We start from the raw sequence: 15,168 nt of genomic DNA, 5'->3' as shown, positions 1-15,168 counted from the left end.
GAGATCTACACTCTCTCCGTCGTCGGCAGCGTCTCCGGCAGGATCGCCGCCTCGTCGCGGGCCGGGACGACCGCCGCGACCTCCGGCCACTCGGGCGGGTCGGGCGCGTCCGGCAGGCCGGGCCCGGTGCGCCAGAAGGCGCCGTGGCCGAACGCCAGGTACAGCCATCCGGCCAGTGCCGCCACCGCCGCGACGTCCACGATCACCATTCTCCGCAGCGTGGCACCGCGCCGGGGCGCCGTCCACCAGCCGGGTCAGCTCAGCGCGTCGAACGCCGAGCGGACGAGGGCGCGCTCCTCGGCGGTGACGTCCGCCGGACGGTGCGCGCACATGTTGTCGATCGCCGTCCGCAGCCGCGCCTCGGCGGCCTCGGCGGCGGAGGTGAGCGCGCCGACGACGGCGAGGGAGGTGGCCGCGCCGCGCGTCCCGGCGTCGAGCTTCTGGTGCCGCTCGAACTCCGCGGCGAGGCTGCGCAGCCCGGCCGCCTGGTCGGGCACCGGCAGCACGATCGCTCCGGCGGCGAGTGCCAGGTGCTCGTGGTAGCGGTCCTGCCAGGGCGTCCACTGCCAGCCGGGCCAGTGCGCGCCGGCCTCGTCGAGGACGCGGTCGAGGGTGCGGAGCGTCCAGACGCCCGCGCTCTCGGCATCGGCGTCGAGGTGGACGCCCTCGTCCGGGAAGGCGGGCCAGGAGACGACCGGCGACCAGTCTCGGTAGGCGTCCAGCGAGGCGGCGCCGTTCTCGATCACCATGGACGCGGTGGCGCGGACCATGTAGGCGCGGGTCACGCCGCCCCGGACGACGGTGACCAGGGTCGCCGGGGACGCCTCCTCGGCCGGCCGCACCGGAGGCACCGGGATCGGCAGCTCCCTCGGCAGCTCGCTACCGGGCGGGTAGACGTCGGGGTTCAGCTCGAACTGGGGCAGCGCGGCCATGAACTGCTCGGGCGTGCGGATGTCGTCCGGCACGGGGATGCCGCTCCAGCGGCGCACGCCCCGCTCGTCCTGCCCGACCGCGCCGGCGATCTCGCGGAGGCCGTCATAGGCCCAGTCGAGCCGCCAGCCCGCCGGCCAGGTCCGCCGGAGGGCGGCGAGCGCCGCGGCCCGGTAGGCGGGGCCGTCGAGGCAGTCGGAGAACCAGAGCAGCCGCCGCTCGCCGCGGTCGATGAGGGCCGCCCCGCTGCACTCGCATTCGTTCATCCACGCGTCCACGCGCCGCTGCCCGCGCGCGAACCGCTCCGCGAACTCCGGCCCGGGGAGCATGTCCAGCTCGATGGAGTACCCGCCCCACTGGGAGTAGTACAGCTCCCAGGAGCCGCCGTCCTTGATCACATAGTGCGCCCGCTCTCCCATGAACGCCGATGGTAATCGAATCATTACACACCGTTGGGACGTTTTCGGGAATCGGCTCGCTTCGGCCGCCGGGCGGCGCGGCGGCGGACGCTAGAGTCACGCGGGTGGACGATGTCCTCTGGAAGGCCCTCTGGAAGGCGGCCGGCACGCTGCGGGGCTCGGTCGACGCGGCGCAGTACAAGGACTTCGTTCTCGGGCTGGTGTTCCTCAAGTACGTCTCCGACGCGTCCGGCGAGGGGTCGTTCACCGTGCCGGACGGCGCGCACTGGGCGGACCTCACCGGCGAGCCCAGAGAGCCCGGAGAGCAGGGCGGGCTCGGCGCGCGGATCGACGCGGCCATGGACGCGGTCATGCGGGCCAACCCCGCCCTCGACGGCGCGCTCCCGAAGATCTTCACCGGGGTCGACCAGCGGCGCCTCGGCGAGCTCGTCGCGGTGATCGGGGACGTCCGGTTCGGCGGGCGGGCCGCGCGGGACGTGCTGGGCGAGGTCTACGAGTACTTCCTGGAGAAGTTCGCCCGCGCGGAGGGCAAGCGCGGCGGCGAGTTCTACACGCCGCCCTGCGTGGTGCGGCTGCTCGTCGAGATCCTGGAGCCGTTCAAGGGGCGGGTGTACGACCCGTGCTGCGGCTCGGGCGGCATGTTCGTCCAGGCGGAGAAGTTCGTCCTCAGCCACCGGGGGCGGCTGGACGACATCGCCGTCCACGGGCAGGAGGCCAACGAGCGGACGTGGCGGCTGGCCAAGATGAACCTCGCCGTGCACGGGATCTCCGGCGACATCCGCCGTTCCGACACCTTCCACGCGGACGCGCATCCGGACCTTCAGGCCGACCACGTGCTGGCCAACCCGCCGTTCAACATGTCGGACTGGTACCGCGACCCCGGCGACCCGCGCTGGCGGTACGGCGTCCCGCCCGCCGGGAACGCCAACTTCGCCTGGATCCAGCACATCATCTCCAAGCTCGGGCCGGGCGGCCGCGCGGGCGTGGTGATGGCGAACGGCTCGATGTCGTCCCGGCAGTCGGGCGAGGGCGGGATCCGCGAGGCCCTGGTCGAGGCGGGCCTGGTGTCGTGCGTCGTCGCGCTGCCGGACCGGCTCTTCCGCAGCACCCCGATCCCCGCGTGCCTGTGGTTCCTCGACCGGACCCCGCAGGACCGCGTCCTGTTCATCGACGCCCGGCACATGGGGACGATGGTCGACCGCACCGAACGCGTCCTCACCGGGGACGACATCGCCCGGATCGCGGGCGCGTACCGTTCCTGGCGCAGCGGCGGCCACGCGGACGTCCCGGGTTTCTGCCATTCGGCCGGCTTGGACGAGATCAGGTCCCATGACCACGTCCTCACGCCCGGCCGGTACGTCGGCGCCGCTCGGGCCTCGTCCGGTGCGGAGCCGGCGGACGACGAGGTCGCGCGCCTCACCCGCGAACTGCTCGCGCACCTGGACGAGTCGGCGCGGCTCGACGAGGTCGTCCGGACGGAGCTGGGGCGCCTGGATGGCTGACGCGGCGCTCGGCGAGATCGTCACCTTCGCGAACGGCAAGTCGCGTCCCGCCGAGGGCTCCGCCTACCGCACCTTTGGGGCCAACGGCGTCATCGGCGCATCCGGTGACTTCAACGCCGCCGCGCACACGACCGTCGTCGGACGCGTGGGCTCCTACTGCGGCGCCGTCCATTACAGCCCGGAACCGTGCTGGGTCACCGACAACGCCATCATCGCGACGCCGAAGGACGGCGTGAACCCGCGCTACGTCTACTACCTGCTGAAACGGCTCGGGCTCAACCGGTACCGCATCGGCTCGGGGCAGCCGCTCCTCACGCACGGGATCCTGAATCGGCTCACGACCGGGCGGCTGACCAGGGCGCAGCAGGACTCGGCGGCGTCCGTCCTCGGCGCCCTGGACGACAAGATCGCGGTGAACGAGCGCATCGCCGCCTGCGCCGACGAACTCGTCCGCGCCCGCTACGCGTCGTCCCGCGCCGGGGCCTCGGTCCGCATCGGCGAACTCGGGGACCTCGTCCGGGCGAACGTCCCGCCCGCGCGGATCGGCGGCGCCGAGAACTACATCGCGCTGGAGCACATGCCGAAGCGCCGCATGTGGCTGTCGGCGTGGGCGGACGCGTCCGGCGTCACCAGCGCGAAACTGCGCTTCGCGTCCGGCGACATCCTGTTCGGCAAGCTGCGACCTTATTTCCACAAGGCCGGGCTGGCGTTCGTGGACGGCGTCGCCTCGACCGACATCCTCGTCGTCCGGCCGAAGGAGCCCGCGCACCGGGGCTGGCTGCTCGCGGCGCTGGCGAGCGACGAGGTCGTCGCGCACGCGTCCGCCGTCGGCGACGGCACCCGGATGCCGCGCGCCCGCTGGCCCGACATCGCCGCGTTCGAGATCCCGTGGCCGGGCGACGCCCGCGTCCGGGAGTTCCAGGGCTTCGTGGCGCCCCTGGCCGCCCGCGTGGAGGCCGCCACGACCGAGACCCAGGCCCTCACGGCGCTCCGCGACGCCCTTCTCCCCCGGCTGATCCCGTGACGTTCCGGCCGGACCGCGCCATCATCGACGGGTGGAGTATCTGCTGAGCAACCGGCAAGTCGAGGCCGGGGACCGGTTCGCCGCCCTTTCGGAGCTGTTCGACCCGTGGACGTTCCGGCACCTGGACGACCTCGGGGTGGGCGAGGGCTGGCGGTGCTGGGAGGTCGGCGCGGGGTGGCCGTCCGTCCCGACATGGCTGGCCGGACGCGTCGGCGAGAGCGGGCACGTCCTCGCCACCGACATCGACGTGTCGTGGCTCCGGGACGCGCCGGTGGAGGTCCGGCGGCACGACATCGTGCGCGACGCGCCGCCGGAGGGGCCGTTCGACCTCGTCCACGCGCGCCTGGTGCTGGTGCACCTCGCCGACCGGGACGCGGCGCTCCGCACGATGGTCGACAGCCTGCGTCCCGGCGGGGTGCTGCTCATCGAGGACGCCGACCCCGAACTGCAGCCGCTCGCCTGCCCCGACGAGCGCGGGCCGGACGAGCGCCTCGCCAACAGCGTCCGGCGCGGGTTCCGCAAGCTGCTCGCCGAGCGCGGCGCCGACCTCGCCTACGGCCGCACGCTCCCCCGCGTCCTGCGGGACGCGGGCCTCACCGACGTCCGCGCGGACGCGTACTTCCCGATCGCGTCGCCCGCCTGCGGGCTGCTGGAGGCCGCGACGATCCTCCAGGTCAAGGACCGGCTCATCGCCGGCGGCCACGCCACGAGCGGGGAGCTCCGGCGGCTGCTCGCGGCGATCGCCGAGGACCGGCTCGGTCTCACCCTGGCGCCGCTGATCTCCGCCTGGGGACGGGTTCCGACCGATTAATGCTTTGCCTCCGGAAATGCCGATCTTTAGCGTGTTCGTGAACAGCGTGTAGCTCAGCAGCAGAGCACCGGGCTTCCATCCCGGAGAGCGCGGGGGCGGGACCCGCCACGCTGGCATGGACGAGGAGCTGCGGGCGAACCCCGGCTACGCCGCCGGACAGCTGACCAAGGCGCTCGTGACCGCGCGGTCGCACGAGGACGCGGAGACGCGGCGCCGGGCCGGTGAGCGGCTGGACCGCTGGTCGCGCGTGCTCTCCGGCATGGGCGACGGGACGCTGCGGATCGGTTCGCGCACCCCGGTCGCCGGCCTGCCCGCCTGGGTGACGCCCGAGGTCGTCAAGGGCGGCTTCGCCACCGGCGCCCCGGCCGCGGGCGGCGACCTGACCGGCCCCGAACTCGACGCCGCACGGCAGGCCGGGATCCCCGCCAACCGCCGCGCGCTGTTCGCGCACCACCTGACCGACGCCGGGCTGGCCCGCCTGGAGGCGCTGCTCGACAGCGGGCGGTACGAGATCGCCCTGCCCGAGGAGGCGGCGCTACTGACCGTCGCGTGGCTGCTGCGGGCCGGGGACCGGACGGCGGCGCTGGACGTCCTGGAGAGCATCGGCCCGTTCGCCGGCACGCTGCGGTTCCTGCCGAGGCCCGCCGCGCGGCCGCCCGGCGACGCGTCCCTGGTCAGCCGGGAGACGGCCGGCGACGTGCGGCGGAGCCTGGCGTCGCGGCGCCCGAACCCGGCGGTCGCGGCGATGAACGAGGCGCTGGCCGTCTGGAACCCGTTCGCGGACGAGCTGCTGGCGCACTGGCTGGAGACCGTCCGGGACGGCCGGATCCTCGCCGCGGAGCCGGACGGCTGGCGGGACCGGGGCGCCGCCCTGCTCACCCGCTACACGGCCCTCGCGGCCGAGCACACTCTCTGCACCAAGCACCGCAAGCCGAAGTCGAACCCGGCCATCCTCCGCACGTCCCTCGCGGAGGTGCTCGCCGGGCGGCGGCCCTCCCCGCTGCTCCAGCACGCCATCGACTCGATGGTGGCGAAGCGCGGCGCGCCCGGCGAGGCACGGCATGCCGCGCTGCGTGCTCGGCAGTCCGCCGACGCGGCGCGGCCTACGCACCACGCGCTGGCGCAGGCCGTGGTCGAGCGGCTTGACGCGGTGCCGCAGGACCGGGGCGTCCCGTCCACGGACCCGTTCACCGCGCCCGTCCCGGTCGACGGCCGCGACGTCGAGCTTCCCGACGGAATCCGGGCGGTGGTGGACAGGGCGCTGGAGGCACCGGTCAGCACGCTCGCCGAGCGCGGGATCGTCCGGTCCGCGGAGGTGCTGGCGGACCTGGTGCCGCAGCTGGTGGCGTCCACGACGGCGCTCTCCTACCCGGACCCGGCGCTGCGCACCCTGATGGCGTCCGTCCACCGGGCGTTCCGCAACCGGCGGTCGCTGCTCCTGCTGAACCTGGAGCACCAGGTGAGGGTGGACGAACTCCCCTGGGTCGAGGCCGTCCAGAAGTACCGGCGGACGGACGGTGACGCACGGCAGAACGCGCACGCCGTGCTGACGCAGCTCGGCGGCCTGACCCTGCACGCCTTTCCGGGAACGGCCATTCCCAACCCGATGATCAGCCAGCTCTCCGGACTCGCCAAGCAGGCGGGCTTCGCCGTTCCCTTCGTCGAGGAACTCGCCGTCGACATCTTCATGGGCACGTTCACGCGCAAATTCCTGGACGCGGCGAAACTGGCGGGCGAACTCCTCGACGGCACGCTTTACGCCCGCTACTACGGCATCGATTACGCGGCCGTCGGTTCGATGCGGAAGGGGTTCGACGAGCTCTGCGCGAAGCGTGCCGGGAACCCCGGCGCGGGGCCGTGGGGCCGGGTCGCCGCCAACGGCATGGTGATCGAGCAGGCGCAGATCATCACCACGCACAACCTGGCCGCGCTCGTCCACCCGATCGGCGTCACGCCCCTGGACGGCTGGGACGGCCTCGCCCGCCGCTCGTTCGGCGTCACGCACCGGCTGGTGCGGCGGATCCAGGGCAACCCGCGGCCGCTGCGCACGGTCAAGGACGCCGCCTACGCCTGGCGCCAGACCGTCTTCTACCTGGCGCTCTGCGGCCTGAAGGAGCAGGTGTCCGCCATCGCCTGGATGCAGGACGAACTGGACCGGCAGCCGGCGCACACCGTCCGGCGGCTCGACCCCGTGCTGGCGGGGCTGCGGCACGTCCTGGCCGGCGACACCCTGGACGACGGGACGGCCTCGCACGCCCGCCGCTTCCTCGGCTGGTCCACGACCGGCCACTGGATGGCGCCCCGGGACTAAAACGTCCACTCGGACGCGCACGAGGCCATACCCGTGCGGGGCCGAAGCGAGGACGCTCACGCCGAGTGACGGTTTGCTGGCCGCGGTAGGCGGGTTGCGTGCGTGCAAGGGTTCGTGACTGGCGTGTCCGGAGTGCGTCAGGCTGTGGGTTGTTCCACTTCCACGTCCGACTTCGACTTGGCCTGAGAACTCATGTTCGCTTACAGCCCGACACGGAGACGTGAAGCTTACGCCGCCATGAACGCATCAGACGCGTGCACGGGGGGCCCGCCGCCGGCCCCCGCGCCATCGCTGGAACTCGGGATCCCGTCCGCCTGGCACAACGGCAAGGCGTCGTCGGGACGGCTCATCGGCGAGATCGACCTCGCGGCGACGCCGCCGGCCGTGCGGCTCGCGCGGTCCTACGTCCGGGAGCTCGTCGGGCAGCACTTCGGCGCCGACCGCTCCGAACTCGGCGACCTCGAACTGCTGACCAGCGAGGCCGTGACCGGCTCGGTCCTGCACGGCCGCCCCCGGCGGGACGGGACGATCATGCTGTCGGTGCTGCACCTCGACCGGTACGTCCGCGTCGAGGTCACCGACGGCGGGCCGGCCCCCGGCGGCGCGGAGGACGAGCACCTGCCGATGCGGGGGCGCGGACTCGCGGTGCTCAAGGCGCTCGCCACCGACTTCGGCGCCCACCGGGGCCGCAACGGGACGTTCACGTTCTGGTTCGGAGTGGGCGTGCGGGACGGGTGGCGGCTGCCGTGACGGCGCCGGCGCGGGCCGTCCAGGCGGGCGGGGGCCTCCTGGACGCCCCGCGGTGACATGACGGCCGCGCTGCTCGCCGCCGATCGCCCGCCCCCGGCGGCCGGCGCTTCGCTAGGATCGAAGCGTCGACAATTGCCACCGCGAGGGCGAGCGATGACAGCGGACGGTGCGCCGAAGTCCCTCTCCGACATCACCCGGGACATGGGCCTCAACATGTCCGACGTGGCGGCCTTCTCCGGGCTCGACGAGAGCACGATCTTCCGGCTGTGGGACAACACCGAATGGCTGGACCGGATCAGCGGGCGGTCCCTGCAGAGCCTGATGTCGTCCGTCCCGGGAATCGCCGAGTACTCGATGGCGCACGCCGTCCGGAAAAGGCGGGACGGGCTCGTCGGCGAACTGCACGGCGAAGGGCTCGCGGTCGACCTGGACGCCCTGGAGAACTCCCCCGTCGCGCAGCAGCACCTGCTGAACGCGCTGGAGGCCGCGCTGCACATCGTGCGCGGGCAGGCGACGCAGAAGACGTCGTCCTTCATCGCCCGTTTCTGGGGCCAGGAGCAGGACCGCGCGCTCGAAGCCATCTATTCGACGGACCGCGGCCTCCTGGAGGACCCGCAGAAGCTCTTCGACGCGTCCGTCGACCTGGCCCCGCGGCTGAACCGCAAGACGTACTCGTTCCATTCGATCCTGGCGCTGAACATCCTCACGCACCAGGTCAGCAAGGTGACGGGGAAGCTGGAGGCCGACCTCGGCTTCGAGGTCCCCGGGCGCCAGGCCGCGTTCATGATGCGCGGCGTCGTGATGGGCTCCCTGATCGGCTCGAACGACTTCGAGCTCGCCGAGCGGTACCGCCGGGAGCTCGACGCGACGCCCGTGTACGCGGCGCTGGAGGAATGGGCGTTCCCGACCTACACCAGAGACGGCCGGATCAGCAGCGACTTCACCTTGCCGAGCTCCCTCTCGCTGCGCAACACGGCCACCGAGGTGCTGCGCGAGATAGCGGTGTACAACGACGCCTACCTGTACTACCTGGCGTCCACGTACATTCCGCTGGCGCTGAAGCGCGACCCCGCGTTCGGCGGCAGGCTCGCCGAGCTCGTCCAGGCGCTCGAGCTGCGCGGGGCCGACTGCCGGGACAGAACGACCAGACAGACCTGCAACGCGCTGGTTCGGCGGCTCAAGGGCCTCGCCTGAACCGGACGTGGAACACGGCCGCACGACGGAATGGGGAGCCGGTGGAGGACTCGGCGCAAGCCATCGCGAATCTGACGCGTGAAAGGTGGGAGGCCAACGCGCAGTACTGGGTCAAGGTCATCAGGGAGCGCCGCGACCGGTACCGGACGGAGCTGACCGACGCCGCCGTCCTGGACGCCGTCGGCCCCTGCGCGGGCCTGAAGGTCCTGGACGCGGGGTGCGGCGAGGGCTACCTGTCCCGCACGCTCGCCTCGATGGGCGCCGAGGTGACCGGCGTGGACGCGGCGCAGGGCCTCGTCGACGCGGCGGCGTCCCACCCGTCGCCCGGCGCGACCTTCACCCGCGCCAGCGTCGACGACCTCCCCATGGAGGACGGCCTGTACGACCTCGTCGTGTGCAACCACCTGTTCAGCCACCTGCACGACCCGACGCGCGCGATCGGCGAGTTCGCGCGGGTGCTGAAGAGCGGCGGGCGGCTGGTCCTGCTGACGCTGCACCCCTGCTTCTACGTGGAGAACTCCGAGCAGGGCGCGATGAACAGCGTCCCGGCGTCGCAGTACTTCGCGTCCCGCGGCGTCGATCAGCGGTTCCTGGTGGACGGCCTGGAGTCCCCTTCGCTCATCACGAGCTGGCTCCGGCCGCTGGAGTACTACGCTGGAACGCTCCGAGACGCCGGATTCGTCATCGCGGACCTGCGCGAGCCGCACCCGACGCCGGAGCAGCTGCGGGACGACCCGTGGTGGCGCAAGGGCTTCCCCACGGCGATGTTCATGCTCCTGATCGCGGAGCGCCGCTAGAGTCGCCCGCATGGACGACGTGCCGGCCGAGCTCGCCGGGCATCCGGACAGGCTCCGGTGGAACGGCAAGTACGGCGACGACCCGGCGCTGTCGCCCGTCCATCCGCTGGCGGAGCGGGCGCTGGCGCTGCCGATGCCGGACGGCGCGGTGCTCGACCTGGCGTCGGGGCCGTCCGGCGGCGCGCTGCTGGCCGCCGGGGCCGGCCGCCGCGTCACGGCCGTCGACATCGCCGAGGCCGCGCTCGGCCGGCTCGGCGCGGAGGCCCGGCGGCGCGGCCTCGAACCGCTGATCACGCTCGTCCAGGCCGACCTCGGGACGTGGCGGCCGCCGCACGGCTACGCGCTGGTCCTGTGCACGGGTTTCTGGGACCGCGCCGTGTTCGGGCGCGCGGTCTCGGCCGTCCTGCCCGGCGGCCTGCTCGGCTGGGAGGCGTTCACCGAGGACGCCCGCCGCGACCGCCCGAGCATGCCGGCCGAATGGTGCCTCGCGCCCGGCGAGCCCGCCACGCTGCTGCCGGACGGCTGCACCGTCCTCGACGAGACCGACGTCCCGGCCGCCCGCAAGCGCCGACTCCTCGCCCGCTTCCCCGATTGACCCGAGAGTGCGGGCGGCCTGGTGGAGTGGGCGGCCGGCGGCGTCAGTCCAGGTCGACCACGATCGGGGCGTGGTCGGACGGCCCCTTCCCCTTGCGGGCCTCCCGGTCGACATAGGCGGACCGGACCCGCCCCGCGAACGCGTCGTTCCCGTACACGAGGTCGATGCGCATGCCGAGGTTCTTGTGGAAGGCACCGGCCCGGTAGTCCCAGTAGGTATAAGGGTGGGGGCCCTTCATCGGGGTCGGGACGACGTCGTGGAGGCCCAGCTCGCGGAGTTCGGCGAGGGCCTGCCGTTCGGCGGGCGTGACATGGGTGGAGCCGACGAAGACGGACGGGTCCCAGACGTCGTCGTCGGTGGGGGCCACGTTGTAGTCGCCGGTCGCCATCAGCGGCGCCCCCGCCGACAGTTCCGCGGCCAGCGCGTCGCGCAGGGCCGCGAACCATTCGAGCTTGTACCGGTAGTGGACCGACTCCGGGGTGCGGCCGTTCGGCGCGTACAGCGACCAGACCCTTATACCGCCGCATGTGGCGCCGATCGCGCGGGCCTCGGGAACGAGGAGGGCGGGCTCTGTCAGCTTCGCCTGCGCCTCGGCTTCACCCTCATATACGGGCTCACCGGGAAATCCGTTGGAGACGTCCTCAATGCCGACCCGTGAAAGAACCGCGACGCCGTTCCACCGGCCGTCGCCGTGCGCGGCAGTGGCATAGCCGAGTTCCTCGACCTCGGCGGACGGGAACTGGTCCGCGCGGCACTTGATCTCCTGCAGGCAGACGACGTCGGGTTTCGTCTCGTCCAGCCAGGCCAGAAGGCGCGGCAGCCGGGCCTTCACCGAGTTGACGTTCCACGTCGCGAGGCGCATTCCCCCAGCCTGCCATCCAGAGGGCGTGAGTCATCGCGCCGGCGGGGATATCCTGGCGGCTTCTCCTGTCCCCTGCCGGACGGCACCGCGACCCACGCGTGACCGGTAGATTGCGGGTCGGCCTCCTTTGCACGGTTTTCACGCTGCGCTTAGCCCGGCCCTGGAAGGGTGGTCACGTTCGTGATGTCGTCGAACCCGGAGCAAGTGAGGAACCATGTCCGAGGATGACAAGCCCCGGGGCAAGCCGGCGGTCAAGGCGAAGGCGAAGATCCCGAACGCCCAGAGCATCCGCAGCCCCGAATTCACCCCGCACGGCATCAGCGCCGGGCGGGGCAGCGGGCTGAACCGGCCGTCCGCCCCGTCCGCGCTGACCGCCAAGCAGGCGCGCAAGCGGCGGATGATGATGATCGCCGGGATCGTGGTGGCCGCGCTGGCGATCTCCGGCGGCGTGTACTGGTGGGTCAACCGCCCTGACCCGGTGATCGAGGTGACCGGCAAGTTCGCCGCCGAGCCCAAGGTCGAGATCCCGACCAAGCTCGCGCCCGCCACCGGTGTGAAGATCACCAACCCGATCAAGGGCGACGGCCGCGCGGTCGCCGACGGCGACACCGTCTACGTCCAGTTCGCGACCTACAAGTGGTCCAAGGACAAGGACGACGAGAACTCGCGCGTCAAGAGCACCAGCGAGAAGGTCAGCTCGACCTACGAGCAGCAGGCCCAGCAGCCGAGCGGCCCGCGGCCCCTCGTCATCGGCAAAAGCGGCCTGAAGGAGATCGACAAGAACCTGGTCGGCCAGACGGTCGGCAGCCGGGTCGTGCTCCAGCTCCCGCCGTCCAAGGACCTCAGCCAGCTGAGCCCGCAGCAGATCACCGACAAGGACGCGGTGGTGTTCGTCATGGACATCCAGGCCGCCGTCCCGAAGGACCCGAAGCCCGAGGGCACCCCGAAGAAGCTGGACGACAAGAACCTGCCGAAGGTCGAGGACCAGGGCGCCAAGGAGCCCAAGATCACGGTCCCGGACGCGGACGCGCCCGGCAAGCTCCAGGTCAAGACGCTCGTCGAGGGCACCGGCCCGGCGCTCGCCAAGGGCGACGACGCGGTGGTGAACTACGTCGGCAAGATCTGGAAGAGCGGCGACAAGTTCGACTCCAGCTGGGACAACAAGCAGCCCGCGAACTTCCCGATCGGCACCGGGGCGACCATTCCCGGCTTCGACAAGGGCCTCACCGGCGCGAAGGTCGGCAGCCGCGTGCTGCTCGTGCTGCCGCCGGCGGAGGGCTACGGCAAGGAGGGCAGCCCGCCCAAGATCAAGGGCACGGACACCCTGGTGTTCGTCGTGGACATCCTGGCCAAGATCCAGAAGTAGCGCCCGGCGGGCGCGTGACGGCGGCGGGGTGCCCGGATCGGGCCCCCGCCGCTCCGCGTTGCGGGAAAGCGCGCATTGCGACGTCCGTCACGACAACCGGCGGCGCGGATTGCCCGTCCTCCTATTGGGCGGGCACCGGGTCGCGCATTGGGCGTCCGGCGCACGGATCCCCTCAGGTATGGTCGGTAACGCATTAATCACGGGGGGCTTGTGAGCGACAGCGAAAAGGTCCCGGAGGGCGACGCGTCCACCGGGGCCGCCGAGGTGGACCTGCACGGCTCCGAGGCGGGGACACCGGCCGACCAGGACGGTCCGGCGACCGCCACGCTGACCGCGGAGGCCGAGGAATCCGCCCCGGACGCCGAATTCACCGGCGAGGACGGCATATCTCAGAACGGCGATAAGGCTCCCGAATCGGGTGACTCCGGCGACGATGCGGGCGAATCGGCGGCCGCGGAGCGCGACCCGGAAGACGCTCCGGAAGGCGACCGGGAAGGCGACCGGGAAGAGGGCGGCGAAACGGCGCCGGGCGAACCAGGTGATCTAGCCGACGAACCGGACGATCCCGCGGGCGAATCGGCGTCCGCCGGTGTCGGAGCGCCGGACGGCGGTGATACCAAGAGCATGCCCGCCGCCTCGTCCAAGCACGGAGGACCGCCGCCGCCCGGAAGCGACGGCGGCGGAGGCGGCGACGGGAGCGGCGCGGGCCGCGGCCGCGGCCCGCGCAAGCCGCGCAGCCGCAAGGCCCGCATCCTGCGCCGGACGGTCTTCCTGCTGCTCGGGTTCATCGGGTTCTGCGTCGCCGCGTTCGGCGTCGCCTACCTGCTGACCCCCGTCCCGTCCCCGCAGGAGAAGGCGATCGCGCAGGGCCCGACGTTCTACTACGCCGACGGCAAGACCGTGATCGCCAAGACCGGCATCAACCGGGACGCGGTCAAGCTCGACCGGATCCCGGAGAGCACCCGCAACGCGGTCATCGCGGCGGAGAACGGCAGCTTCTACGACGACCCCGGCGTCTCCGTGCAGGGCACGACGCGGGCGTTCTGGTCGACCGTCACCGGGCAGCAACTGCAGGGCGGGTCCACGATCACGCAGCAGATGGTCCGCAACTACTACGGCGGCATCGGCAAGGAGCGCTCGGTCACCCGCAAGCTCAAAGAGATCATGGTCGCACTGAAGGTCGACCGGGAGAAGTCCAAGGACTGGATCCTGGAGCAGTACCTCAACACGATCTACTTCGGGCGCAACGCCTACGGGGTGCAGGCCGCCGCGCACGCCTACTACGGCAAGGACGTCTCCGCGCTGACGCCCGCCGAGGGCGCCTACCTCGCCGCGGCGATCCAGCAGCCGAGCAACTTCGCCGACCCGACCGGCGCCCAGCGCACCGCCGCCGAGCAGCGGTGGCGCTCCGTCCTCGGCAACATGGCGCGGGACGGCTACCTGACGTCCGCCGACGCCGCCGCGATGGAGTTCCCGACGCCGGTCAAGCAGAAGATCACCGACGTCCTCAAGGGCCAGAAGGGCTACATGGTCAACGTGGCCAAGAAGGAGCTCACCGAGCGCCGCGGCTACAGCGAGGACGAACTCAACCGCAGCGGGCTGAAGATCACCACGACGTTCGACAAGCGGCTGATGGACGCGATGAAGCGGGCCGTCAACCAGAACGCCCCCGACGGGATGAGCAAGAAGATCCGCACCGGGGCGGTGTCGGTCGACCCGGCCACCGGGCAGGTGCTCGCCTTCTACGGCGGCCGCGGCTATCTGGAGGAGGCGCTGAGCAGCGCCTTCGGCGACTGGGCGCAGGCCGGGTCCGGGTTCAAGCCGATCGCGCTGGCCGCCGCGCTGGAGGACGGCCGCTCGCTCAGCTCCACCTACGACGGCAGCTCACCGCAGACGTTCGCGGGGTCGTCCATCCGCAACGACAGCAACCAGAGCTTCGGGTCGGTGAACCTCGTCACGGCCACCCAGAACTCGATCAACACCGCCTACGTCAACCTCGGCCAGGACATCGGCACCGAGAAGATCGCCGAGATGGCCGAGAAGATGGGCATCCCGGCGAGCCAGATGACCAAGGCGCAGCGCGGCGCCGCCACGTTCCCGCTCGGCATCGTGTCGCTGCACCCCGTCCAGCAGGCGGGCGTGTTCTCGACGTTCGCGTCCGAGGGCGTGTACCGGGCGCCGTTCGTGGTGAAGGCCGTCACCGACAACGACGACCACAAGCGCACGTTCACCGAGAAGGGCAAGCGGGCGCTCAGCGAGCAGAACGCGCGGGACGCGACGTACGCGATGGAGAAGGTCGTCGAGGGCGGCACCGGGACGGGCGCCCAGCTGCCCGACGGCCGCGACGTCGCGGGCAAGACCGGCACGACCGACAAGGGCAAGGCGATCTGGTTCAACGGGTTCATCCCGCAGATGGCGACGTCGGTCGCGATGTTCCGCAGCGACGGCAAGCCGCTGAACATCCCGGGCTACGGCGCGTACGGCGGGCAGCTGCCCGCGCAGATCTGGCGCACCTACATGACCGACGCCGTCGACATCAAGGACTACGAGCCCAAGTCGTTCGGGTCGCCGTCGATGCGGCCCGGCACCGGCAACGGCCTGCCGACC

General features: G+C 72.0%; 13 protein-coding genes and 1 tRNA gene. 11 read left to right on the top strand and 3 right to left on the bottom strand.

Features of this window, described 5'->3' with window-relative positions; all coding sequences use genetic code 11:
- Positions 1 to 5 precede the first annotated feature (5 nt).
- Together ETD96_RS26670 and ETD96_RS26665 are read right to left on the bottom strand one after the other, a co-directional pair.
- Positions 6 to 209: a hypothetical protein gene (locus tag ETD96_RS26670; RefSeq protein WP_138639234.1), complete on the bottom strand. Its 204-nt coding sequence runs from the start codon at positions 207 to 209 to the stop codon at positions 6 to 8.
- Between the two features lie 45 nt (positions 210 to 254).
- Positions 255 to 1,349, bottom strand: a complete 1,095-nt coding sequence (locus ETD96_RS26665; RefSeq protein ID WP_138639233.1) for a hypothetical protein — start codon at positions 1,347 to 1,349, stop codon at positions 255 to 257.
- Positions 1,350 to 1,453: 104 nt separating this feature from the next.
- Between ETD96_RS26665 and ETD96_RS26660 the strand changes: the two genes are divergently transcribed.
- The 9 genes from ETD96_RS26660 (at position 1,454) to ETD96_RS26625 (ending at position 10,333) form a co-directional block, all read left to right on the top strand.
- Positions 1,454 to 2,851: a type I restriction-modification system subunit M gene (locus tag ETD96_RS26660; protein ID WP_240808248.1), complete on the top strand. Its 1,398-nt coding sequence runs from the start codon at positions 1,454 to 1,456 to the stop codon at positions 2,849 to 2,851.
- Complete coding sequence (locus ETD96_RS26655; protein ID WP_138639231.1) at positions 2,844 to 3,875, top strand: restriction endonuclease subunit S; 1,032 nt, start codon at positions 2,844 to 2,846, stop codon at positions 3,873 to 3,875. Before ETD96_RS26660 ends, ETD96_RS26655 begins: the two co-directional genes overlap by 8 nt.
- A 31-nt stretch (positions 3,876 to 3,906) precedes the next feature.
- Positions 3,907 to 4,686: a class I SAM-dependent methyltransferase gene (locus ETD96_RS26650; protein ID WP_205719471.1), complete on the top strand. Its 780-nt coding sequence runs from the start codon at positions 3,907 to 3,909 to the stop codon at positions 4,684 to 4,686.
- 42 nt (positions 4,687 to 4,728) lie between these two features.
- Positions 4,729 to 4,800: transfer RNA gene (locus ETD96_RS26645), tRNA-Gly, on the top strand.
- A gap of 1 nt (position 4,801) precedes the next feature.
- Positions 4,802 to 6,997, top strand: a complete 2,196-nt coding sequence (locus ETD96_RS26640; RefSeq protein ID WP_138639230.1) for a hypothetical protein — start codon at positions 4,802 to 4,804, stop codon at positions 6,995 to 6,997.
- Between the two features lie 237 nt (positions 6,998 to 7,234).
- A complete protein-coding gene (locus ETD96_RS26635) occupies positions 7,235 to 7,747 on the top strand; it encodes an ATP-binding protein (protein WP_171069247.1) in 513 nt (170 codons plus the stop codon).
- 153 nt (positions 7,748 to 7,900) lie between these two features.
- Positions 7,901 to 8,941, top strand: a complete 1,041-nt coding sequence (locus ETD96_RS45090) for a hypothetical protein (protein ID WP_171069246.1) — start codon at positions 7,901 to 7,903, stop codon at positions 8,939 to 8,941.
- 41 nt (positions 8,942 to 8,982) lie between these two features.
- On the top strand, positions 8,983 to 9,738 hold the full coding sequence (locus tag ETD96_RS45085) for a class I SAM-dependent methyltransferase (RefSeq protein ID WP_171069245.1): 756 nt from the start codon (positions 8,983 to 8,985) through the stop codon (positions 9,736 to 9,738).
- Positions 9,739 to 9,748: 10 nt separating this feature from the next.
- Positions 9,749 to 10,333 carry a methyltransferase domain-containing protein gene (locus ETD96_RS26625; protein WP_138639228.1) on the top strand — a complete coding sequence of 195 codons (585 nt, stop codon included), beginning with the start codon at positions 9,749 to 9,751 and terminating at the stop codon, positions 10,331 to 10,333.
- A 43-nt stretch (positions 10,334 to 10,376) separates the two neighbouring features.
- Here ETD96_RS26625 and ETD96_RS26620 read toward each other — a convergent pair whose 3' ends face one another.
- Entirely contained in the window at positions 10,377 to 11,195 is an 819-nt protein-coding gene (locus ETD96_RS26620) for an exodeoxyribonuclease III (RefSeq protein ID WP_138639227.1), read from the bottom strand.
- Between the two features lie 214 nt (positions 11,196 to 11,409).
- Between ETD96_RS26620 and ETD96_RS26615 the strand changes: the two genes are divergently transcribed.
- Both ETD96_RS26615 and ETD96_RS26610 read left to right on the top strand, forming a co-directional pair.
- Entirely contained in the window at positions 11,410 to 12,561 is a 1,152-nt protein-coding gene (locus ETD96_RS26615) for an FKBP-type peptidyl-prolyl cis-trans isomerase (protein ID WP_138639226.1), read from the top strand.
- Between the two features lie 210 nt (positions 12,562 to 12,771).
- The coding region (locus ETD96_RS26610; protein ID WP_138639225.1) for a transglycosylase domain-containing protein at positions 12,772 to 15,168 on the top strand (2,397 nt) is incomplete at its 3' end.

The organism is Actinomadura geliboluensis (genome assembly GCF_005889745.1).
Classification (GTDB): Bacteria; Actinomycetota; Actinomycetes; order Streptosporangiales; family Streptosporangiaceae; genus Spirillospora; species Spirillospora geliboluensis.
Note: the sequence above shows the minus strand (reverse complement) of the source record. Positions and strands in the feature narration are given on the sequence as shown.